This is a genomic window from Microbacterium sp. 8M (assembly GCF_902506375.1).
In the GTDB taxonomy this organism is placed as follows: domain Bacteria; phylum Actinomycetota; class Actinomycetes; order Actinomycetales; family Microbacteriaceae; genus Microbacterium.
Genome location: NZ_LR733284.1, coordinates 1,837,981 through 1,858,321, shown reverse-complemented (window position 1 = coordinate 1,858,321; position 20,341 = coordinate 1,837,981). Strand labels below are relative to the sequence as shown.

Below are 20,341 nucleotides of genomic sequence, written 5' to 3'. Positions count from 1 at the left end.
GCCGTGGCGAGCAACGTCAGTCTGATGATTGGCGCGCGGCCGTGTAGAGGCTGGAGTGCACACGGACTCGACTGGTGTCTCGATCTGAAGTACTTTCGCGGCTCAACCAGCAAGCTCTGATTCCGGCATGACAGCACCCGCGATCTTCTCCGCGATGACGGCGACCGAGTCGCGTGAGGTCTCGAAGCCCGCGAGGTCGGGAAGAAAGCCGCTGTACTCAGCAACGTCAGCGAAGGTCACTCCGTTGAGCACGGGGATCAGCGTCGACTTTCCGAGAAGCACCCCAAGCTCGCGCTCGGTCCAGAAGCGACCAGTGAGGTAGGCAGGTGTGAGGAGCACCACACCGGCGCGGGCCTTGCGTAGGCCCCTGTCCATCTGCAGCGCCTGGCTCTGACCGGGAATGATTGCGACCTCGTCGAACCAAACGCGGACGCCAAGGCTCTCTAGCTCATCCTTCAGTTCAGCCGCGACGGCCGAGCCATCGATGCGTGCGTAGCTCAGGAAGATGTCCCATTCGCGATCGTCGCGCCCCGCGAGCTCATGCTGGACGCGTTCTGTAAGCTCCTGCTCCGCCGGGGTGTAGACAACACGCGTGCTCGTCGTAGCCGACCGGAGCTTGCGATTCAGCTCGCGAGCAGCGCGGTCAGCCTGGGCGCCAACCTGCTGATTGTGCGCGTTGGCCTGGCGGATCTGTTGGTTCACCCGCTGATTATGTTGATTGACGCGGTTCACCTCGCGGTTGTACGCGTCGACCCGCCGCTTGTTCTCCCGGTTCACGCGATCGACCTCTCGTTGCAGTTTCTGCTGAGCCGCCCTCATCTTCGCCTGCAGCTGCGCAGTGTTGATGCTTCTCACCATGACGATGCCCTCTCATGTCCTTGTCAAGAAGAGTAAGCGCGACCACCGACATCGCTGCTCCAGGGCTGGCTGGCAGTTTGTGCGCTACTTGGCGAGCCAGCGGCTCAGCTCAACAAAGGAACCCCGTGACCGAGTGGTCACGGGGTTCTTCGCAGCCGACCCGGTGATCGAGGTCAACCGGCGTTCGAAGGCTCGAATCCGCCCTCGTGCACGTGCCGACGCCAAAAGCGACGAACGTCGTCCTCGTAGCGGATCACGCCGTGCACAGCATCGCAGCTCGGCGCACCCACGCAGCGCCCTCGGGTCTTGCCGGCAGCCCAGCGCCGATACCCCGTGACACCTGAGGCCAGAATCGTCTCAAGCTGTTGCTCGGTAAAGCCGAGGGCGCAGGCGGGCTCGGGGAAGGTCACAATCACATCCTCGCAGGTGGAGTCGGACACACCGACCGCAGTCGCCCGCGCCGAGCGCCGGGCCCCATGAGCGCAGAAGCTCCGGACTGGTATCCATCAATACCTGAATCCATAAGCCATTCGATCCGCTTTCCCGCAGCATCCAGACGCCGCGGAGCGGGCAGTGTCATCGCTGGATAGCGCTCGGAAGCGTCAGCGGCATTCCCCAGTGACGTCCTCGTCCCCAGAGGCCGATGAGCAGTGCCGGCGTCGCCCTCAGACAGATCACGATCGGGTCACGAAAACGGGCAAATATGGCCCACGTGGGGCCCACGCGTAGCGACTGACGCACGCTCGAATGCACGAAAACCCCCGAATGATCAGGGGTTTTCTGGTGTGCGCGATACTGGGATCGAACCAGTGACCTCTTCCGTGTCAGGGAAGCGCGCTACCGCTGCGCCAATCGCGCCTGTTCAGGCTATTCAGTTGAGGAGAAGCGAGGTGGCGACGGGATTCGAACCCGTGTAAACGGCTTTGCAGGCCGGTGCCTAGCCTCTCGGCCACACCACCATGTGGATTCGAACCCACATGCCGAAGCCCCCGAAGGGGCTCCTGCACTGGAGCGGATGACGAGACTCGAACTCGCGACCCTCACCTTGGCAAGGTGATGCGCTACCAACTGCGCTACATCCGCGTTTTGTGTTTTCCCCGGTGTCCCGGGCACTTGAAATACATTAGCCGAGGATCCGGCATGTGCCAAACCGGGACCCGTTCTCGGGCGTGTCCAGCCTCACACGCGGGGACTCTCCTGCGATCCGGCGCCGCCGCGCTACGCCGCCCCTGCGCCACACGCGCACCCGTTCGGGCATCCAGGACCGAGCCTGGTCGGCGATCGCACCGGCGGCTGCGACGACTCGCTCGGGCGGTGGCCACCTCGGCTCGCACCGGCGTCAGCACAGACGACGACGCCGCCACGACGGAGAAGAAGATGTGGTGGGCGATGCCGGACTCGAACCGACGACCTCTTCCGTGTGAAGGAAGCGCGCTACCAACTGCGCCAATCGCCCTTGCGGGTTTGCGTGCCCTGAGGCACAGGTAAAGAGCATACCCGATGCGGCGCTCCCCCTCCGACCACGCCGTCCGCCGGGCGTGGCGCGTGCTCGTGTCGAGGCCCGATGTCGGCGGGCACGGATACCGTCACCCGCATGAGCACCGCAGAGCTGGTCGAAGAGTTGGACGAGGCCCAGCGACGAGCCGTCGAGCACGGCGAGGGTCCGCTCGTCGTCGCCACGGGCGCCGGCACAGGGAAGACACGCGTGCTCACCAGTCGCGTGGCTCGGCTGATCGACGCCGGCGTCGCGCCAGAGCGAATCCTGCTGCTCACCTTCACCCGACGCGCCGCTGCCGCCATGACCTCCCGAGCGGCGGCGATGGTCGGCGACACCGGAGTCGCGCAGCGGATCGCAGGCGGGACCTTCCACGCCGTGGCGCATCGCGTGGTGGCCGAGTATGCGCAGCATCTGGGGCTGGCCGATGTCAGCGTGCTCGCGCCCGATGACATCATCGACCTGATCGACCTGCTCCGCAGCGAGCACGGCCTGGACGGCACGGATCGCCGGATGCCGACGAGCCGGGCGATCGCCGACATCGCCTCGCGAGCGATGAGCCTGGAACGCCCCGGCCGCGAGGTCATCTCCGAGCAGTTCCCGTGGGCGCTCGGCCAGGCCGACCAGATCATGGCGCTGCTGCGCGCCTATGCTCAGCGCAAGCGGGCACGCGGTCTGCTCGACCTCGACGATCTCCTGCTCGCCTGGCGCGCGCTCGTCCGCGATCCCGACGTCGGCGCGCGCCTCAGGGCACGCTGGGACTGGGTGCTCGTGGACGAGTACCAGGATGTCAACCGCGTGCAGGCGGACATCGTTCAGGGGCTCTGCCCCGACGGTCGCGGTCTGACCGTGGTCGGCGATGATGCACAGGCGATCTACGGCTTCCGCGGCGCCGGCGCCGGCCAGCTCCAGGAGGTGCTCGACCGTCTCCCCCACGCCGAACTCGTTCCTCTCGAGCGCAACTTCCGCTCCACGCAGCCGATCCTCGATCTGGCGAACGCGGCTCGGCCGCAGGATTTCCCGATCCGCCTCGTCGCCGACCGCTCGGGCCCCGCCGCACGCCCGGAGCTGGTGAGCTGCGAGAACGCGGACGATGAGGCGCGTGCCGTCGCCGATCGGATCCTGGCCGCTCACGCCGACGGGCTGCCGTTGCGGGAGCAGGCGGTGCTGATGCGCACCGGATCCCACAGCGCCCTGCTCGAGGTCGAGCTCACGGTGCGAGACATCCCGTTCATGAAGTTCGGCGGCATCGGCTACCTCGAGACCGCGCACGTGCGGGACCTGCTGGCAGCGTTCCGGGTCGTGCTCAATCCGCACGACGAGATCGCGTGGTACCGCCTGCTGACGCGCCACCGCGGCCTCGGCAAGGTCAGCGCCCGTCGCCTGTCCGGTGTGCTCGCCGATCAGGGCATCGCGGGAGGGCCGGAGGCGATCGCCGCCGCGCCGGCGACGGCGCGAGTGGGGCTCGCGACCACGCTGTCGCTCCTCGGCGTCGTGGACGGCGACTCCCCCGTGTCCGAGGTGACCCAGGCCTGTCACGACGCCGTCGCAGCGCTGCTCGAGCAGCACTACCCCGACTGGCAGCGTCGCGCGGCCGACGTGGCCGCGGTCGCCGAGGCCGCCGGCCGGCACAGCGACCTCCGCGCGTTCGTCGGCGAGCAGGCCATCGATCCCGTCACGGTCGCCGGCGACTGGGCGGCGCAGCCGCATCTCGATGAGGACTGGCTGACGCTGTCGACCATCCATTCGGCCAAGGGGCTGGAATGGTCTGCCGTCCACCTCCTGCGCGCCACCGACGGCGCCATGCCCTCCGACATGGCGCTCACCTCACGGGCGGGCCTCGAGGAGGAGCGGCGCCTGTTCTACGTCGCACTCACCAGAGCCCGCGACACCTTGAGCATCTACGCGCCCCTCGCGCTTCCCACGCACCCGACCGCGTTCACGGCGCGTCACGTGCAGGCGAAACCGAGCAGGTTCCTGACGGGCGCCGCGCGATCGTGCCTCACCGCCGTCGACACCAGACCCTCGTCCTCGGCGCCCACGGCGGCTCCTCCCGGCCCGCGCGTGCGCATGGACGACCTCGACGCGCTGTTCGCGTGACATCCCGCGGGCCGCACTCAGCCCAGGATCTCCGCGGTCTGCCTCGCGATCTCCAGCTCCTCGTTGGTCGGCACGACCAGCACCGTGACGCGTGAGGAATCGCTCGAGATCACCCGGATCCCCCGCTCAGGAGCCTCATTGCGCTGCGCGTCGATCTCGACACCGGCGAACCCGAGCGTCGCCATCGCCTCCCGGCGGACCAGGGCGTTGTTCTCGCCCACCCCCGCGGTGAACGAGATCACATCGACGCCGCCGAGCTGGGCGATGTACGCCCCGGCGTAGCCGCGCAGGCGGTGGATGTACACCGCGAACGCGAGTTCGGCGGCCTCATCCCCCGCCGCGGCCCGGGCGAGCACGTCCCGCATGTCGGAGACGCCGGCCAGCCCCTTCAGGCCGCTGCGGGTGTTCAGCAGCTCATCCAGTTCCGCGATCGTGAGTCCGGCGCGCCGAGCGAGGGCGAACAGCACCGCCGGGTCGATGTCGCCCGACCGCGTCCCCATGACGAGGCCCTCCAGCGGCGTCATGCCCATCGACGTCTCGACCGAACGCCCACCGCGGACGGCTGTCACCGAGGCGCCGTTGCCGAGGTGGAACACGAGCTGGCGCAGATCCTCGCGCTCGCCGCCCACGAACGCCGCCGCGGTCTCGGACACGTATTTGTGCGAGGTTCCGTGGAACCCGTACCGGCGGATCCGATGGGTCGCGGCGAGGTCGCGGTCGATCGCATAGGTGTATGCGGCCGGGGCGAGCGTCTGATGGAACGCGGTGTCGAACACCGCCACGTGCGGCACGTCCGGGAACGCGCGCTCGGCGGCCCGGATCCCCTGCAGCGCGCCCGGATTGTGCAGCGGGGCGAGCGCGGAGAGCTCCTCGATGTCGGTCTCCACCTGCGGCGTGACCACCGTCGGCGCGAAGAAGCGCGCACCGCCGTGGACCACGCGGTGCCCGACAGCGACGGGCGGCACCTCCGCGAGCGACGGACCGTGGGCGTCGAAGGCGTCCAGCATCACCTGGAACCCCGCGGTGTGGTCCGGGATCGGCAGCGTCCGCTCGCTCTCCGCGCCCGACGCGTCGACGTGCACCGCCCGCCCCTCGTCCTGGCCGATGCGCTCGACGAGACCCGACGACAGCGCGGACCCCGAGTCCGTGTCGACGAGCTGGTACTTGAACGACGAGGATCCGCTGTTGATCACCAGCACGACGCTCATGCGCGCTCCTCCTGCGCCTGGATCGCGGTGATCGCGATCGTGTTGACGATGTCCTCGACGAGCGCCCCGCGGGAGAGGTCGTTGATCGGCTTGTTCAGGCCCTGCAGCACCGGGCCCATGGCGACCGCTCCGGCCGAGCGCTGCACCGCCTTGTAGGTGTTGTTGCCGGTGTTCAGATCGGGGAAGACGAACACCGTGGCCCGGCCGGCCACAGACGACCCGGGCAGCTTCGCCCGCGCGACCGCTGCATCCGCCGCGGCGTCGTACTGGATCGGTCCCTCCACCGGCAGCTCCGGCGCCCGGGTGCGCACCAGCTCCGTCGCCGCCCGCACCTTCTCGACCTCGGCGCCCGCACCCGAGTCGCCGGTCGAGTACGACAGCATCGCCACGCGCGGCTCGATCCCGAACGCCCGCGCCGTGGCGGCCGAGGAGATCGCGATGTCGGCGAGCTGCTCGCTCGTGGGGTCGGGGATCACCGCGCAGTCGCCGTAGACGAGCACGCGATCGGCGAGAGCCATCAGGAACACCGAGGACACCACGGAGACGCCGGGGCGGGTCTTGATGACCTCGAAGGCGGGCCGGATCGTGTGCGCGGTGGTGTGCGCGGCGCCCGAGACCATGCCGTCGGCGAGCCCGAGGTGCACCATCATCGTCCCGAAGTAGGAGACGTCGGTGACGGTGTCGGCAGCCTGGGCGAGAGTGACGCCCTTGTGTGCGCGCAGGCGCGCGTACTCCGCGGCGAACCGCGGCACGAGCTCGGGATCCGTCGGCGAGACGATGCGGGCGGCGTCGAGGTCCACCCCGAGTTCGCGTGCCCGTGCGCGGACGGCCGTCTCGTCGCCGAGGATGACGAGATCGGCGATGCCGCCGCTCAGCACCGCACCCGCGGCGCGCAGCACGCGATCATCGTCCCCCTCGGGCAGCACGATCGTGCGGCGCTGGATGCGCGCCCGGTCGAACAACTCGTACTGGAACATCAGCGGCGTCACCACGTCGGATCGCGCGACGCCGAGCAGGGCGATGAGCGCGGGCACATCGACGTGCTGCTCGAACAGCGCCAGTGCGCGCCCCACGCGGTGCGGGGCGTCGACGGAGAGGCGCCCTGGCGCGTTCATGACCCGCACGGTGGTCTCGTAGGTGCCGTGATCCGTGGCGATGATCGGGACGCGCGGCCCCAGACCGTCGAGGAGCCGCTCGATCGGCTCCGGGAGCGCGAACGGCCCGTTCAGCACGATCGCGGCGATCGACGGGAAGGTGCCGGCGGCCTGGGCGAGAAGGGTCGCCAGCAGCACCTCCTCGCGATCGGCGGGGATGACCACCACCGCCGACTCGATGAGCCGCGGCAGCACGTTCACCATCGACATGCCGGCGATGACCACGTCCAGCACCTCGCGGTCGAGCAGTTCCTCGTCGCCGCGCAGCATCCGCCCGCCGAGCGCCTCCAGCACGCCGCGCACGGACGGCGCGACGAGGGGCGGGTCCTCAGGGATCACCCACACGGGCACGGCGGCGGAGGCGCTACCCGCGCGGTCGTCGAGCGCCGCCGCGACGGCCGCACGGATCTCGTCCCCGCGCTCCGGGTCGGCCCTGTTCACGATGATCGCCGAGAGCACCGCCCGCTCCTGAGCGAGCTCGGCGACCCCGAGCCGGGCGAGCTGCCCGAGCTGCGCCGCCGTGCGCGCCTCCGTCGCCCCGAGCCGTTCGCCGTGCCCGGCGGTGTCGCGGCCGCCCAGCACGAGCAGGACGGTCGCGCCCAGGTTCGCGGCGATCCGCGCGTTGACCCCGAGCTCGGCGGGCCCGGCCACGTCGGTGTAGTCGCTGCCGAGGATCACCACGGCGTCGCACTGCGCCTCCACGGCGTGGAACCGCTCCAGGATCCGCGCGAGCGCCGCGTCGGGATCCGCGTGGAGCTCGTCGTAGCCGACGCCGATGCACTCCTGTGCGGACAGTCCGATACGGGTGCGCGAGAGCAGCATCTCGAGCACGTCGTCCGTGCCGTCGCTGGACCGCGTGACGGGTCGGAACACCCCGACCCGTGCGGTCGCCCGGCTCAGTGCATCGATCACTCCCAGCGCGATCAGCGACTTGCCGGAATGGCCTTCGATGGACGTGATGAGGATGCTCTTCGCCACGGGCTCAGCCTACGGGCCGGGCGGGTGCTCGGGTGCATCGATCCGGCTCTCCCAAACTGGCACAGCTGTGCTAGTTTCGGACCATGGTCAACAGGATCGACGCCGCGCAGCGCCGCAGGCTGCTTGCCGAAGCGACATGGCGCATCATCCTCCGAGACGGTCTCCCCGCCGTCTCCGTGCGGGCCGTGGCAGCCGAGGCAGGACTCGCCGCCGGGTCGGTGCGGCACTTCTTCCCGTCGCAGAGCGAGCTGCTCAACTTCGCGATGACCGCGCTCGTGGAGACGGTCGCGGCGCGGATCGGGGCCGCCGCCGAGGTTTCCGACGCACGTTCCCGCGTCGTGGCGATGCTCACCGAGCTCCTGCCGGTCACCGACCGCACCCACGCGGAGTTCGCGGCCTATCTGGAGTTCCTCCACCGATCGCGCACCGACGCATCGCTGCGGACGGTCGCCTGGGAGAGCGTCAGGGCCGTGCGGGATCTGATCGGCCGCGTGCTCGCCGACCTGCACGCCCTCGGCATGATCCGCGCCGAGCTGGATCTCGGACAGGAGGCGATGCGGTTGCACGCCTTCGTGGACGGCCTGACGCTGCAGCTGATCGTCGCCCCGGAGCTGAACTCCCGCGAAGCGGCACGCCACTCCATCCGGGGGTGGCTGGAAGACCTCGCACCACACCACGAGGAGGACGAGAAGCAATGATCATCGCAGGAATCGCGGGCGCGGAAGCCGGCTTCTGGATCGCGCTCGGCCTGGCCTTGGTCGCGCGCTATCTGCTCCGACAGCGCACGCTCAGCACCGTCCTGCTGTGGTCGCTGCCGGTCATCGATCTCGCGCTGCTCGCCCTCGTGGTCATCGACCTCGCCGGCGGGTCGGCCCCCACCGCATCCCATGCGCTCGCCGCCTCCTATCTCGGCTTCACGATCGCGTTCGGCCATCCCCTGATCCGCTGGGCGGACGCGGCGTTCGCGCATCGCTTCGCCGGGGCCGCGCGACCTCCGAAGCCGGCCAAGGGCAGCGCAGCCCAGGTGCGCGCCCTGTGGACCGAGTGGCTGCGCGTGGTTCTCGCGGCCGTGATCGCCTCCGTGATCCTCGCGGTCTTGGCGCTCGCCGTCCGGCGGGATCCGATCCCGCGCACGCTCGAGGAGGCGGGCGCGAATCCGCTGTGGGCGCAGATGATCACCCTCGGCGTGGTCGTGGTGATCTGGTTCCTCGCCGGGCCCGCCTTCGCTCGGAGGACGGAGGCGACGCCGCACGCCTCGTCTTGAGCGGACGCCTCCAGTGCACGACGGGTCGGCGGCGCGCGCTCAGCCCTTCGTCCAGCCGAACCGCCGCTCCAGCACCCCGGCGACGCTCTCAAAGCGGTATCGATCGAGGGCCGCCGCCTCGCGGCGCACTCCGGCCACGTGCACGCTGTAGAGCTGGTCGATGTCGACCCAGCTCTCGCGGCCCTGACCGTCCCACGGACCGGATCCGAGTGACAGGAAGTCGCGATCGCCGTCGTGCGACTTGCTGGTGAGCTTCACCGCGTACACCCGGTCGGCGGACTGCGTCGCGATCACCAGCACCGGACGGTCCTTGCCGCGGCCGTCGCGCTCCGCGTACGGCACCCAGGTCCACACGATCTCCCCGCCGTCCGGAGCACCATCGCGGTGCGGTGCGTAACGGACGCGCAGTCCGCGCACCGAGTGGGGATCGAGCTCGACGGTCTCGGTGGCGCCGCCGCGTGCGGGCTCGAGGACCGCGGTGCCGGCGCCGCCAGCCCCGCGGGGCTCCGACCGAGGCGCGGCAGCGTCCCGGCGAGAGCCGCTCGCGAGGGAGCGGACGAACGCCGCCGCGGCATTCGCGAGCGCGGACAGGATGCCGTTGCCAGTGGTGGTCACAGCGACACCCTATCCGCGCCGAACGCGCATCTCGCGGGCTCAGGAGGTGAGCGCGTAGCCCTCCTCGCCGTGCACGACCAGGTCGACACCGGCGATCTCGTCCTCGCTGGTCACCCGGAAGCCGATGGTCTTGTCGATGGCGAGCCCGATGATCAGCGCCACGACGAAGGAGTAGATCAGCACGCCGCCCGAGGCCAGCACCTGCACCACGAGCAGGCGGAGGTCGCCACCCGTGAACAGGCCCTGCCCGGTGGCGAAGAAGCCGAGGTAGATCGTGCCGATGAAACCGCCGACCAGGTGCAGGCCCACGACGTCGAGCGAGTCGTCGAAGCCGAGGTGGAACTTGAGCTCGACGGCCAGCGCGCACACCGCGCCCGTCACCGCGCCGAGCAGCAGGGCCCAGCCGGGGGTGAGGTTCGCGCAGGCGGGCGTGATCGCCACGAGGCCCGCCACGGCGCCGCTGGCGGCCCCGATGGAGGTCGCCTTCCCGCCGCGGATCCGCTCGACGAGGATCCAGCCCAGGATGCCCGCCGCCGCCGCGCCGAACGTGTTGACGGTGATGAGCCCGACGCCGTCCATCCCCTTGGTGGTCCACTGCGCACCTGCGTTGAAGCCCACCCAGCCGAACCACAGGAGAGCGGCGCCGAGGAGCGTGAGAGGGACGTTGTGCGGCTTCTGGATGCCCTTCTGGAAGCCGATGCGCTTGCCCAGCACCAGGGCGAGGGCGAACGCCGCAGCACCCGCGTTGATGTGCACGGCCGTCCCGCCTGCGTAGTCGATGAACTCGATGCCGCTCTTCTCACCGAAGAGCATCGTGCCGAGATGCATGATCCAGCCGCCGCCCCACACCCAGGCCGCGATCGGGAAGTAGCCGACCGTGGCGAACACGCCGACGAAGATGAGCCAGGGGCCGAACTTCGCACGGTCTGCGATCGCGCCGGAGATGAGCGCCACGGTGATGATGGCGAAGGTCGCGCCGTAGCCCACCGTGAGCAGCGCGATGTTGGAGCCTTCACCGCTCGCGATCGATGCGAGCCCGAAGTCGGCGAAAGGGTCGCCGGCGAACTGTGTGGGAGCCTTGACACTCGCCATCGACGAGCCGTACAGGATCCACAGCACGGCGACGAGTCCGATCGCGCCGAAGCTCATCATCATCATGCTGATGACGCTCTTGGCCTTGACCAGGCCGCCGTAGAAGAACGCCACTCCGGGGGTCATGAGCAGCACGAGTGCCGTCGCCGTGACTCCCCAGGAGATGTTCCCTGTCGATTCCATGCCGTACGCCTCCACCTGATCGCGTTGTGCGTTTCAGTGTGGCGACGCTGTGTTTCGCGGGGAGGCGGGGGATGTTGCGGGCGTGTTACAGCACGCGCCGCTGTGTGAACAACGTGTTTCGTGGATGCGCGCTCAGGCGGCAGCGGGTCGCTCGGCGTGCGAGAGGGCGTTGAGGCGGGAGATCGCCCGCAGGTACTTCTTCCGGTAGCCGCCGCCCAGCATCTCCTCACTGAACACCTCGTCCAGAGGCCGGCCCGTCGCCAGGATCGGGATCTGCGCGTCATAGGCCCGATCCACGAAGGCGACGAAGCGCAGCGCCTCGGACTGATCGGTGAGCTGACGCACCTCGCGGATGCCGAGAGCGTCGAGCCCCGCGATGAGCCGGATGTACCGGGACGGGTGCACCTGTGCGAGGTGCTTCACGATGTCGTCGAACGCATCGTCGGAAACGCGATGCGTGGTGCTCAGCGCGGCGAGTTCCTGCGCGTACTCGTCCGGGCTGAGTGTGACGGCGTGCCCGTCCAGGGCGCGCTGACGGAAGTCGACGCCGTCGATCCGGATCGTCTCGAAGCTGTCCGACATCGCGTGGATCTCGCGCAGGAAGTCCTGTGCCGCGAACCGGCCCTCCCCCAGTGCGTTCGGGGGCGTGTTCGAGGTCGCCGCCAGCCGCGTGCCGGATCCGACGAGCTCGCCGAGCAGGCGCGTCATCACCATGGTGTCGCCGGGATCGTCGAGCTCGAACTCATCGATGCAGAGCAGATCGGATCCGCGCAGCAGGTCGACGGTGTTGCGGTATCCGAGCGCTCCGACGAGCGCGGTGTACTCGATGAAGGATCCGAAGTACTTCCGCCGGGCCGGCATCGCGTGATAGATCGACGCGAGCAGGTGCGTCTTGCCCACGCCGAACCCGCCGTCGAGGTACACCCCGGGCTTCGACTCCGCGATCTTCGGCGCACGGCGGAAAAGGCCCCCGCGCTTGACGGGCTGCGCCCCCGTGGCGAACGCGACGAGGCGCTGCTTGGCCTCCTCCTGGGACGGGTAGGCAGGATCGGAGCGGTAGCTCTCGAAGGTCGCGCCGTCGAACTGCGGCGGTGGGACGAGCCCTCCGAGCATCTCGGTGCCGGTCATCTGCGGCTGGCGGTCGATGAGGTGGACGACGCCGGCGGGGGCGGCCTGATCGGTCATGCGGATCCTGTGTCGAAGTCTTACCCCTCGGGTGCACGAAGGCGTGGAGGGTTCTAGGGTCGAGGGGGACGGATCAACACTACGCCGTCGCCACCTCACCCCCGGCGCACATCCGGCGCCGCCACCCGTGACGCTTCTTCCATCCAGCGCCGTCTTCTCACCCAGGGAGCCACCGTGACCGTCGAGCTCGACACCTCATCCGCATCGTTCGCCGACTACGCCGAGCCCGGGCGCCTGGTCACCACCGAATGGCTGGCGCAGCACCTCGGCGATGAAGGGCTCGTCGTCGTCGAGTCCGACGAGGACGTGCTCCTCTACGAGACCGGGCACATCCCCGGCGCGGTCAAGGTCGACTGGCACACGGAGCTCAACGACCCGGTCGTGCGCGACTACGTCGACGGTGCAGGGTTCGCCGAGCTGCTGAGCCGCAAGGGCATCGCGCGCGACGACACCGTCGTCATCTACGGAGACAAGAACAACTGGTGGGCCGCGTACGCCCTGTGGGTGTTCTCCCTCTTCGGCCACGAGGACGTGCGCCTGCTCGACGGCGGCCGGGACCGCTGGATCGCGGAGGGCCGCGAGATCACCACCGACCTCCCCGACCGCGCGCCGACCGAGTACCCGGTGGTGGAGCGCGACGACACCGTCTTGCGCGCCTACAAGGACGACGTGCTCGCACACCTCGGCAAGCCGCTCATCGACGTGCGCTCCCCGGAGGAGTACAACGGCTCGCGCACCTCGGCCCCCGCATACCCGGAGGAGGGCGCGCTGCGCGCCGGCCACATCCCCACTGCGCAGAACGTGCCCTGGGCCAAGGCGGTCGCCGAGGACGGCGGCTTCAAGCCGCGCGCCGAGCTCGAGGCGATCTACCTCGACGGCGCAGGTCTTCGGCCCGCCGACGACGTCGTGGCGTACTGCCGCATCGGCGAGCGTTCCGCACACACGTGGTTCGTCCTGAAGCACCTGCTCGGGTTCGAGAACGTGCGCAACTACGACGGATCCTGGACCGAGTGGGGCAGCGCGGTGCGCGTGCCGATCGTCACCGGCGAGGAGCCCGGCTCCATCTGAGCGTGGGAGAATGGCGGGGATGACCGACACCCCCGCCCACGCCCTTCCGGATTCTCTCGCCGACATCCGGGACGAGTTCCTCGAGCTCCCCGAGTCCGACCGGCTGCAGCTGCTGCTGGAGTTCTCGAACGAGCTGCCGCCGGTGTCGGACGAGGTCGCCGCGCACCCGGAGATGACGGAGCGGGTCGCCGAATGCCAGTCCCCGGTCTACATCTACCTCGAGGTCGCCGACGGAGCGGTGACGATGCACGCCACCGCTCCGGCCGAGGCGCCGACGACGCGCGGCTTCGCGAGCATCCTGGCCCAGGGCATCGCCGGGCTCACTCCGCAGGAGGTGCTGGCGATCCCGGACGACTTCCCGCAGTCGATCGGGCTCACTCGGGTGGTCTCGCCGCTGCGCATCTCCGGCATGACGGGCATGCTCATGCGCGCCAAGCGCCAGGTGCGCGAGCGCCTCGCCGCCTGAGTCACGTCGACGCAGCCGGTCGTTGAGCCTGTCGAAGCGTCCGGCTCCGGGACCCGGCAGCCTCAGTCCGCGAAGCCGTGCTCGTCGAGCCAGTCCGTGATCGCGTCGCTCCACCGGTTCTGGTCGTAGTTCCACAGCTTCGTGTGGCGGGCGCCTGTGAACACCGGCATCGTCACCAGGTCGGGCCGAGCCGTCGCCAGCGCGTGCGACGCGTCGGACGGGACGAATCCGTCGTCGTCACTGTGCAGCAGCAGGATCGGGACATCGAGCTCGGCGGAGCGGGCGACCATGTCGAGCGCATCGAACGCGATCGCCTGATCCGCGCCGCTGAGACGGGCCGACCACGGCCTCTGCAGCGCGTCCATCGCGAGCTGCGGCAGCGGATCCGGAAGGTTCATCTCCCTCGCCTGGTACCGCAGCACGGTGCGCCAATCCACGACGGGCGAGTCCAGGATCATCCCGACGACCGCGCCGCCGTGGTCCGACGACACGAGCGTCTGCAGGGCGATCGCGCCGCCCATCGACCATCCCATGAGCAGGATCCGCTCCGCGCCGTGCCGTAGCGCGTAGGCGATGGCGGCGTCGACGTCGCGCCATTCGGTCGCTCCGAGACCGTAGGATCCGGGGCGCGTGCGAGGCCCCTCGCCGTCGTTGCGATACGACGTCACGAGCACGGGCAGCCCGGCCCCGTGCAGGACCGGCACCGCGCGTAGGCACTCCGAGCGCGTCGCACCCCGGCCGTGCACCTGGATCACCCAGGTCGTCGACTCCGCCGGGAACAGCCAGGCCGGGCAGGGACCGGCCGGCGTGCCGATGAGCACGGACTCGTAAGGCAGGTGCAGCTCACCCGGGGCGAGGTAGTAGTAACCGCTGAAGGCGGCCCACCGGCCGATCTCGGCGCCGGGCTCGATCTGGGTCAGCAGTTTGCGGCGCACCGAGCGGCTGTCGGCGTGCAGCACGGCCCCGAGCTTGACGTAGCCCGGCGTCCCGTCCACATACAGGCCGTAGCTGCCGGGCAGCTCGGTGTCGGGGGTCCGTGCGAGTTCGATCGTCTGGGCGGCGGTGTCCACCGCCAGCACCTCGGTGTCGTTCTTCCGCGGTGCCGGCGTGACCACCTCGCGCGCGATGCGCAGCACGAGGGCTCCCCCGATCGCGGCGCCGAGAGCCGCGGCCCCGGCCAGTGCGATCGCGCCGAACGTCGCGGCGTGCCTGAGACTCTTCATCGCCTCCTGACTCTAGTCTGTCCGCGTGAGCGCTCATCCAGGATCCGACGGGGCTTTCGCGCACGCCGCCGAGCAGCTTCGGGCGCTGCGATTCCGCACCGACATCGTGGTGCGCGAGATCCCCGCGCCATCGGGCCTGGCCCCCGACGCACTGGCGTTCGCCGCTGACGTGCGCCCCGACGCGAACGGCGACTCGATCTACGGCACCGGCAGGTTCGTGCTGCTGCACGATCCGGCCGAGCCGGACGCGTGGGGCGGCCCATGGCGCATCGTGGCGTTCGCGCAGGCTCCATTGGAACCGGAGATCGGCACCGACCCGCTGCTCGCCGATGTAGCGTGGTCATGGCTGATCGACGCGCTGGCCTCCCGAGGCGCGTCGCACCACTCCGCGTCCGGCACCTCCACGAAGACCCTGTCCAAGGGCTTCGGCGGGCTGGCCGCGGAGGGTGACGGCGCGCAGATCGAACTCCGTGCGTCGTGGTCGCCGACCGGTGCGCTCGCGCCCCACGCCGAGGCGTGGGCCGAGCTCGTCGGAATGCTGGCGGGACTGCCGCCCGGCTCAGAGGACATCGCCGTGTTCGGCGCCAGGAGAACCATTCGTGACTGACTACGTCGTCATCGACAGCGATGAGGCCTTCGCCGCCGCGGCGCAGGCGCTCGCCGCAGGACAGGGCCCCGTCGCCGTCGATGTGGAGCGCGCCTCAGGCTTCCGCTACTCGCAGCGCGCCTACCTCGTGCAGGTGTTCCGCCGGGAGGCCGGCGCTTTCCTGTTCGATCCGATCGCGATCTCCTCGTTCGCGCCTCTGCAGGACGCGATCGGCGCCGAGGAATGGGTGTTTCACGCCGCCAGCCAGGATCTGCCCTCGCTGCACGAGCTGGGCCTCGAGCCCGCCCGCGTGTTCGACACGGAGCTGGCTGCACGCCTGCTCGGATACGAGCGGGTAGGCCTGGCCGCCGTCGTGGAACGCGCGCTCGGGATCGTGCTGGCCAAGGAGCATTCTGCCGCGGACTGGTCGACCAGACCGCTGCCGAACGCGTGGCTGGAGTACGCCGAGCTCGACGTGCTGCATCTCGTGGATGTGCGCGATTTCATCGCCGCCGAGCTCGAGGCGGCGGGCAAGACCGCATTCGCGGCGCAGGAGTTCGAGGCCACGCGACTGCGCCGGCCCAAGCCGCCGCGCGACGAGCCGTGGCGCCGCCTCAGCGGGCTGCATCAGGTGCGCGGTGCGAAGAACCTCGCCGTCGCCCGTGAGCTCTGGGAAGCGCGCGAGGAACTCGCCCGCGAGTCCGATGTCTCCCCCGGCCGCCTCGTGCCCGACCGCGCCCTCATCGCCGCCGTCCAGGCGAATCCTCAGAGCAAGGGCGCCCTCGCCGCGGTGTCGGCGTTCACCGGCCGCGCGAGCCGCAGCCAGCTCGACCGCTGGTGGGCCGCGATCGAGCGCGGCCGGGAGCGCACGGATCTGCCGCGCGAGCGCGTGCCCAGCGACGCGCCTCCGCCTCCGCGGGCCTGGGCGGACCGCAACCCCGAGGCCGACGCCCGCCTGAAGGCCGCACGCGCAGCCGTCGAGGCGCGCGCGGAGGAACTGGGGATGCCGACGGAGAACCTCCTCACCCCGGACACCCTGCGTCGTATCGCGTGGGAGCCGCCCGCGGAGATCGACGCCGCGGCGATCGGTCAGGCGTTGGCGGAACGCGAGGCTCGACCATGGCAGATTGAGGAAACCGCACAGCGGATCGCGGATGCTTTTGTCGAAGCTGCGCAAACGCCGGACGAGGCGTCCGGAACGTCTTCGTAGGTTCAGCCCAACCGATTCGCCACCGGATCCCCCACCGCTCCTAGGCTGAGGGAACACCCCCTGGATGCGCCGATCGAGCTGAAACTCGGTCTCACGAATTCAGGAACCGCGTTCCTCAGGACGTGCGAAAATGTAAGTCCGGCTCGCACAGGCGGCCGGCGGAACTATGGAGGCAGAGTGGCCGAGATCTCGGACGTCTTCTTCGTCGATGGAGTGCGCACCCCGTTCGGGCGCGCCGGCGAGAAGGGCATGTACTGGAACACGCGCGCGGACGACCTGGCGGTGAAGGCCACGATCGGCCTCATGGAGCGCAACGCGAACGTCCCCCTCGATCGGATCGACGACGTGGCGATCGCTGCGACGTCGCAGACCGGTGACCAGGGACTCACCCTCGGCCGGTCCGTCGCGATCCTCGCCGGCCTCCCCCAGACCGTGCCCGGTCTCGCCGTCGAGCGCATGTGCGCCGGCGCGATGACCAGCGTCACCACGATGGGCGCCTCGATCGGCGTCGGCATGTACGACCTCGCCCTCGCCGGTGGCGTCGAGCACATGGGCCACCACCCGATCGGCGGCAACGCCGACCCGAACCCTCGCTTCGTGGCCGAGAAGATGGTCGACCCGGGCGCCTTGAACATGGGCGTGACCGCGGAGCGCATCTTCGACCGCTTCCCGCACCTCACCAAGGAGCGCTCGGACCGCTACGGCATGCTCAGCCAGCACAAGGTGCAGGCGGCGTACGACGCCGGCAAGATCCAGCCCGACCTGGTGCCCGTCGCGATCAAGGGCGCCGATGGCGCCTGGGGCCTGGCCACCGAGGACGAGGGCCGCCGCCCGCAGACCACGATGGAGGACCTGGCCGGCCTGAAGACCCCGTTCCGCCCGCACGGCCGCGTGACCGCCGGCACCTCCTCGCCGCTCACGGACGGCGCGACGATGTCGCTCCTCGCCGGCAAGAGCGCCGTGAAGGAGCTCGGCCTCACCCCGAAGATGCGCATGGTGTCGTTCGCCTTCGCCGGCGTGCAGCCCGAGATCATGGGCATCGGCCCCATCCCCTCCACCGAGAAGGCGCTCAAGAAGGCCGGCCTCACGATCGACGACATCGGCCTGTTCGAGCTGAACGAGGCATTCGCGATCCAGGTGATCTCCCTGCTCGACCACTTCGGCATCGCCGACGATGACCCCCGCGTGAACCCGTGGGGCGGCGCGATCGCGATCGGTCACCCCCTCGCCGCCTCCGGTGTGCGCCTGATGATCCAGCTCGCGGCGCAGTTCGCGGAGCGCCCTGACGTGCGCTACGGCCTCACCGCGATGTGCGTGGGCCTCGGCCAGGGCGGCTCGGTCATCTGGGAGAACCCCTACTTCGACGGCAAGAAGCGGAAGTGAGCGCAGGAATGACGAACTACGACGCCATCGATTTCTCGCCCATCCAGGCCCTCACCGAGGGCGAGGTCGTCACGCACTCCCCCGTGCGCGACGTCCGTCTGCCCTCGGGCAAGGTCCTCGCCCTCATCACGCTGGACAACGGACGCGACCACACGCGCCCGAACACGCTGGGTCCCGCCACGCTCACCGAGCTCGGTGAGACGCTCGCCTCCCTGAAGGCGCGGGCGGCGTCGGGCGAGATCCAGGCCGTCGGCATCACCGGCAAGCAGTACATCCTCGCCGCCGGCGCCGACCTCTCCGACATCAGCCGGGTGGGCTCGCGGGACAACGCGCGCCTCATCGCGCAGCTCGGCCACAAGGTGCTCGGCTCGCTCAGCGATCTGGGCGTGCCCTCGTTCGCTTTCGTGAACGGCCTCGCCCTGGGCGGCGGCGTCGAGATCGCACTGAACTCCACGTACCGCACCGTCGACGCCTCCGCGGCCGCCATCGCACTGCCCGAGGTCTTCCTCGGGATCATCCCCGGCTGGGGCGGCGCCTACCTGCTGCCGAACCTCATCGGCATCGAGAACGCGCTCGAGGTGGTCATCTCGAACCCGCTCAAGCAGAACCGCATGCTCAAGCCGCAGCAGGCGTTCGAGCTCGGCATGATGGATGCGATCTTCCCCGCGGCGAACTTCCTCGAGGACTCGCTGCGCTGGGCCGACGCCGTCCTCGGCGGCAAGAAGGTGGAGCGCAAGAACGAGCCGGGCAAGATCGAGCGGCTCACCAAGTGGCCGATCGCGATCAAGATGGCGCGCGGCATGCTCGAGTCGAAGATCGGCACCGTGCCGCGCTCGCCGTACGTCGCCCTCGACCTGCTCGACAAGGCGAGGAGCGGCACCCGCGAAGAGGGCTTCGCACGGGAGGACGAGGCGCTCGCGGATCTCGTCACCGGCGACCAGTTCGCCGCGTCCATGTACGCGTTCGACCTCGTGCAGAAGCGCGCCAAGCGCCCGGTCGGCGCTCCGGACAAGGAGCTCGCGAAGAAGGTCACCAAGGTCGGCATCATCGGTGCCGGGCTCATGGCGAGCCAGTTCGCGCTGTTGTTCGTGCGCAAGCTCCAGGTGCCGGTGCTGATCACCGACCTCGACCAGGCCCGCGTCGACAAGGGCGTCGCCTACATCCACGACGAGATCGGCAAGCTCGAGGCGAAGGGGCGTCTGGACGCCGACACCGCGAACAAGCTGCGCGGTCTCATCACCGGCACCACCGACAAGAGCCTCTACGCCGACTGCGACTTCGTGATCGAAGCGGTGTTCGAGGAGGTCGGCGTCAAGCAGGCCGTGTTCGGCGAGATCGAGAAGATCGTGGCGGAGGACGCGATCCTCGCGACGAACACCTCGTCGCTGTCCGTCGAGGAGATCGGATCCAAGCTCGCCCACCCCGAGCGCCTGGTCGGCTTCCACTTCTTCAACCCGGTGGCGGTCATGCCGCTCATCGAGATCGTGAAGACGCCGACGACCGCCGAGGCAGCGCTGTCCACGGCTTTCGTGGTCGCCAAGGGTCTCGGCAAGAACGCCGTGCTCACGGCCGACGCCCCCGGATTCGTCGTGAACCGCCTCCTCGCCAAGGTCATGGGCGAGGCGGCACGGGCCGTCTACGAGGGTACCCCCGTCGCCGACGTGGAGAAGGCGTTCGCGCCGCTCGGACTGCCCATGGGGCCGTTCCAGCTCATCGACCTGGTCGGCTGGAAGGTCGCCGCGCACGTGCAGGACACCATGGTGCACGCGTTCCCCGACCGCTTCTACGCCAACGAGAACTTCCACGCCCTCGCGGATCTGCCCGAGGTCGTCGAGAAGGACAAGGGCGGCCGGGTGACCGGCTTCACGAAGGCGGCCGAGAAGCTCGTCAAGCAGGTGGCCGGATCCACCCCGACTCCCGCGGCGGAGATCCTCCGGCGTGTGCAGGACGGCCTGGCCCAGGAGATCAAGCTCATGCTGGACGAGGGCGTCGTGCCCGAGGTCGAGGACATCGACCTGTGCCTCATCCTCGGTGCGGGCTGGCCGTTCATCGACGGCGGCGCGTCGCCCTACCTCGACCGGGAGGGCGCCTCGGAACGCGTGTTCGGCGCGACGTTCCACACCCCGGCGATCCGGGGCATCACGCACAGCTGACGGTTCTCAGGGCCGCCCGACGGCTGGCTCGAGACGAAACGCCGCTTCCCGACGGAGGCGGCGTTTCGTCGTCTCGCGGAGGACGGCCTACCGAGCACGCGGCGCGGCGCAGCCCCCACG

Annotated in this window: 17 protein-coding genes and 4 tRNA genes; 9 read left to right on the top strand and 12 right to left on the bottom strand. The window is 69.8% G+C overall.

The genetic code is table 11. The annotated features are described in order from the left end of the window. Positions 1-102: 102 nt before the first annotated feature. The 6 genes from AERO9AM_RS08800 to AERO9AM_RS08775 form a co-directional block, all read right to left on the bottom strand. On the bottom strand, positions 103-858 hold the full coding sequence (locus tag AERO9AM_RS08800; protein ID WP_159575798.1) for a toll/interleukin-1 receptor domain-containing protein: 756 nt from the start codon (positions 856-858) through the stop codon (positions 103-105). A 173-nt stretch (positions 859-1,031) separates the two neighbouring features. Continuing rightward, the gene (locus AERO9AM_RS08795; protein WP_159575797.1) at positions 1,032-1,268 is read right to left on the bottom strand and encodes a hypothetical protein; all 237 of its coding nucleotides are present in this window, start codon (positions 1,266-1,268) and stop codon (positions 1,032-1,034) included. A 376-nt stretch (positions 1,269-1,644) separates the two neighbouring features. Beyond that, positions 1,645-1,716, bottom strand: a tRNA-Val gene (locus AERO9AM_RS08790). A gap of 30 nt (positions 1,717-1,746) precedes the next feature. Further along, positions 1,747-1,817, bottom strand: a tRNA-Cys gene (locus AERO9AM_RS08785). 48 nt (positions 1,818-1,865) lie between these two features. Further along, positions 1,866-1,941 (bottom strand) — tRNA-Gly (locus AERO9AM_RS08780). A gap of 297 nt (positions 1,942-2,238) precedes the next feature. Next, a tRNA-Val gene (locus AERO9AM_RS08775) sits at positions 2,239-2,314 on the bottom strand. A 138-nt stretch (positions 2,315-2,452) separates the two neighbouring features. Here AERO9AM_RS08775 and AERO9AM_RS08770 point away from each other — a divergent pair. Continuing rightward, entirely contained in the window at positions 2,453-4,453 is a 2,001-nt protein-coding gene (locus AERO9AM_RS08770; RefSeq protein ID WP_159575796.1) for an ATP-dependent helicase, read from the top strand. A 17-nt stretch (positions 4,454-4,470) separates the two neighbouring features. On the opposite strand, the gene AERO9AM_RS08765 is transcribed toward AERO9AM_RS08770, so the two are convergent. Next, complete coding sequence (locus AERO9AM_RS08765) at positions 4,471-5,661, bottom strand: acetate/propionate family kinase (protein ID WP_159575795.1); 1,191 nt, start codon at positions 5,659-5,661, stop codon at positions 4,471-4,473. Beyond that, positions 5,658-7,793, bottom strand: a complete 2,136-nt coding sequence (gene pta, locus AERO9AM_RS08760) for a phosphate acetyltransferase (protein ID WP_159575794.1) — start codon at positions 7,791-7,793, stop codon at positions 5,658-5,660. Before pta ends, AERO9AM_RS08765 begins: the two co-directional genes overlap by 4 nt. A gap of 83 nt (positions 7,794-7,876) precedes the next feature. On the opposite strand from pta, the gene AERO9AM_RS08755 reads away from it, so the two are divergent. After that, positions 7,877-8,491, top strand: coding sequence for a TetR/AcrR family transcriptional regulator (locus AERO9AM_RS08755; protein ID WP_159575793.1), 615 nt, complete (start codon positions 7,877-7,879; stop codon positions 8,489-8,491). Next, complete coding sequence (locus AERO9AM_RS08750; protein WP_159575792.1) at positions 8,488-9,057, top strand: hypothetical protein; 570 nt, start codon at positions 8,488-8,490, stop codon at positions 9,055-9,057. Before AERO9AM_RS08755 ends, AERO9AM_RS08750 begins: the two co-directional genes overlap by 4 nt. Positions 9,058-9,096: 39 nt before the next feature. Here the strand turns inward: AERO9AM_RS08750 and AERO9AM_RS08745 are convergent, their stop codons facing one another. The 3 genes from AERO9AM_RS08745 to zapE form a co-directional block, all read right to left on the bottom strand. Further along, entirely contained in the window at positions 9,097-9,672 is a 576-nt protein-coding gene (locus AERO9AM_RS08745; protein ID WP_236602547.1) for a type II toxin-antitoxin system PemK/MazF family toxin, read from the bottom strand. A gap of 39 nt (positions 9,673-9,711) precedes the next feature. Continuing rightward, complete coding sequence (locus tag AERO9AM_RS08740) at positions 9,712-10,947, bottom strand: ammonium transporter (RefSeq protein WP_159575791.1); 1,236 nt, start codon at positions 10,945-10,947, stop codon at positions 9,712-9,714. Between the two features lie 132 nt (positions 10,948-11,079). Then, positions 11,080-12,132, bottom strand: a complete 1,053-nt coding sequence (gene zapE, locus AERO9AM_RS08735; RefSeq protein WP_159575790.1) for a cell division protein ZapE — start codon at positions 12,130-12,132, stop codon at positions 11,080-11,082. A 174-nt stretch (positions 12,133-12,306) separates the two neighbouring features. Between zapE and AERO9AM_RS08730 the strand changes: the two genes are divergently transcribed. Then, on the top strand, positions 12,307-13,200 hold the full coding sequence (locus AERO9AM_RS08730) for a sulfurtransferase (RefSeq protein WP_159575789.1): 894 nt from the start codon (positions 12,307-12,309) through the stop codon (positions 13,198-13,200). Positions 13,201-13,219: 19 nt separating this feature from the next. Further along, positions 13,220-13,666, top strand: coding sequence for a SufE family protein (locus AERO9AM_RS08725; RefSeq protein WP_159575788.1), 447 nt, complete (start codon positions 13,220-13,222; stop codon positions 13,664-13,666). A 62-nt stretch (positions 13,667-13,728) separates the two neighbouring features. On the opposite strand, the gene AERO9AM_RS08720 is transcribed toward AERO9AM_RS08725, so the two are convergent. Continuing rightward, positions 13,729-14,889 (bottom strand): alpha/beta hydrolase family protein, encoded by a 1,161-nt coding sequence (locus tag AERO9AM_RS08720; RefSeq protein ID WP_159575787.1) that lies wholly within the window; start codon positions 14,887-14,889, stop codon positions 13,729-13,731. Between the two features lie 25 nt (positions 14,890-14,914). On the opposite strand from AERO9AM_RS08720, the gene AERO9AM_RS08715 reads away from it, so the two are divergent. The 4 genes from AERO9AM_RS08715 to AERO9AM_RS08700 all read left to right on the top strand — a co-directional run bounded on the left by AERO9AM_RS08715 (position 14,915) and on the right by AERO9AM_RS08700 (position 20,221). Beyond that, on the top strand, positions 14,915-15,496 hold the full coding sequence (locus AERO9AM_RS08715; RefSeq protein ID WP_159575786.1) for a DUF3000 domain-containing protein: 582 nt from the start codon (positions 14,915-14,917) through the stop codon (positions 15,494-15,496). Further along, positions 15,489-16,685: an HRDC domain-containing protein gene (locus tag AERO9AM_RS08710; protein ID WP_159575785.1), complete on the top strand. Its 1,197-nt coding sequence runs from the start codon at positions 15,489-15,491 to the stop codon at positions 16,683-16,685. The genes AERO9AM_RS08715 and AERO9AM_RS08710 overlap by 8 nt, the downstream gene beginning before the upstream one ends. A gap of 177 nt (positions 16,686-16,862) precedes the next feature. Then, on the top strand, positions 16,863-18,068 hold the full coding sequence (locus tag AERO9AM_RS08705) for a thiolase family protein (protein ID WP_159575784.1): 1,206 nt from the start codon (positions 16,863-16,865) through the stop codon (positions 18,066-18,068). Positions 18,069-18,076: 8 nt separating this feature from the next. Further along, on the top strand, positions 18,077-20,221 hold the full coding sequence (locus AERO9AM_RS08700; RefSeq protein WP_159577453.1) for a 3-hydroxyacyl-CoA dehydrogenase NAD-binding domain-containing protein: 2,145 nt from the start codon (positions 18,077-18,079) through the stop codon (positions 20,219-20,221). The last annotated feature ends 120 nt before the right edge of the window (positions 20,222-20,341 follow it).

What these genes read in the sequence shown, in the direction of transcription:
- AERO9AM_RS08750 (WP_159575792.1), top strand. Translation starts at nt 8,488, where the DNA reads ATGATCATCGCAGGAATCGCGGGCGCGGAAGCCGGCTTCTGGATCGCG.
- AERO9AM_RS08755 (WP_159575793.1), top strand. Translation starts at nt 7,877, where the DNA reads ATGGTCAACAGGATCGACGCCGCGCAGCGCCGCAGGCTGCTTGCCGAA.
- AERO9AM_RS08720 (WP_159575787.1), bottom strand. Translation starts at nt 14,889, where the DNA reads ATGAAGAGTCTCAGGCACGCCGCGACGTTCGGCGCGATCGCACTGGCC.
- AERO9AM_RS08700 (WP_159577453.1), top strand. Translation starts at nt 18,077, where the DNA reads ATGACGAACTACGACGCCATCGATTTCTCGCCCATCCAGGCCCTCACC.
- AERO9AM_RS08765 (WP_159575795.1), bottom strand. Translation starts at nt 5,661, where the DNA reads ATGAGCGTCGTGCTGGTGATCAACAGCGGATCCTCGTCGTTCAAGTAC.
- AERO9AM_RS08800 (WP_159575798.1), bottom strand. Translation starts at nt 858, where the DNA reads ATGGTGAGAAGCATCAACACTGCGCAGCTGCAGGCGAAGATGAGGGCG.
- AERO9AM_RS08770 (WP_159575796.1), top strand. Translation starts at nt 2,453, where the DNA reads ATGAGCACCGCAGAGCTGGTCGAAGAGTTGGACGAGGCCCAGCGACGA.
- AERO9AM_RS08740 (WP_159575791.1), bottom strand. Translation starts at nt 10,947, where the DNA reads ATGGAATCGACAGGGAACATCTCCTGGGGAGTCACGGCGACGGCACTC.
- zapE (WP_159575790.1), bottom strand. Translation starts at nt 12,132, where the DNA reads ATGACCGATCAGGCCGCCCCCGCCGGCGTCGTCCACCTCATCGACCGC.
- AERO9AM_RS08725 (WP_159575788.1), top strand. Translation starts at nt 13,220, where the DNA reads ATGACCGACACCCCCGCCCACGCCCTTCCGGATTCTCTCGCCGACATC.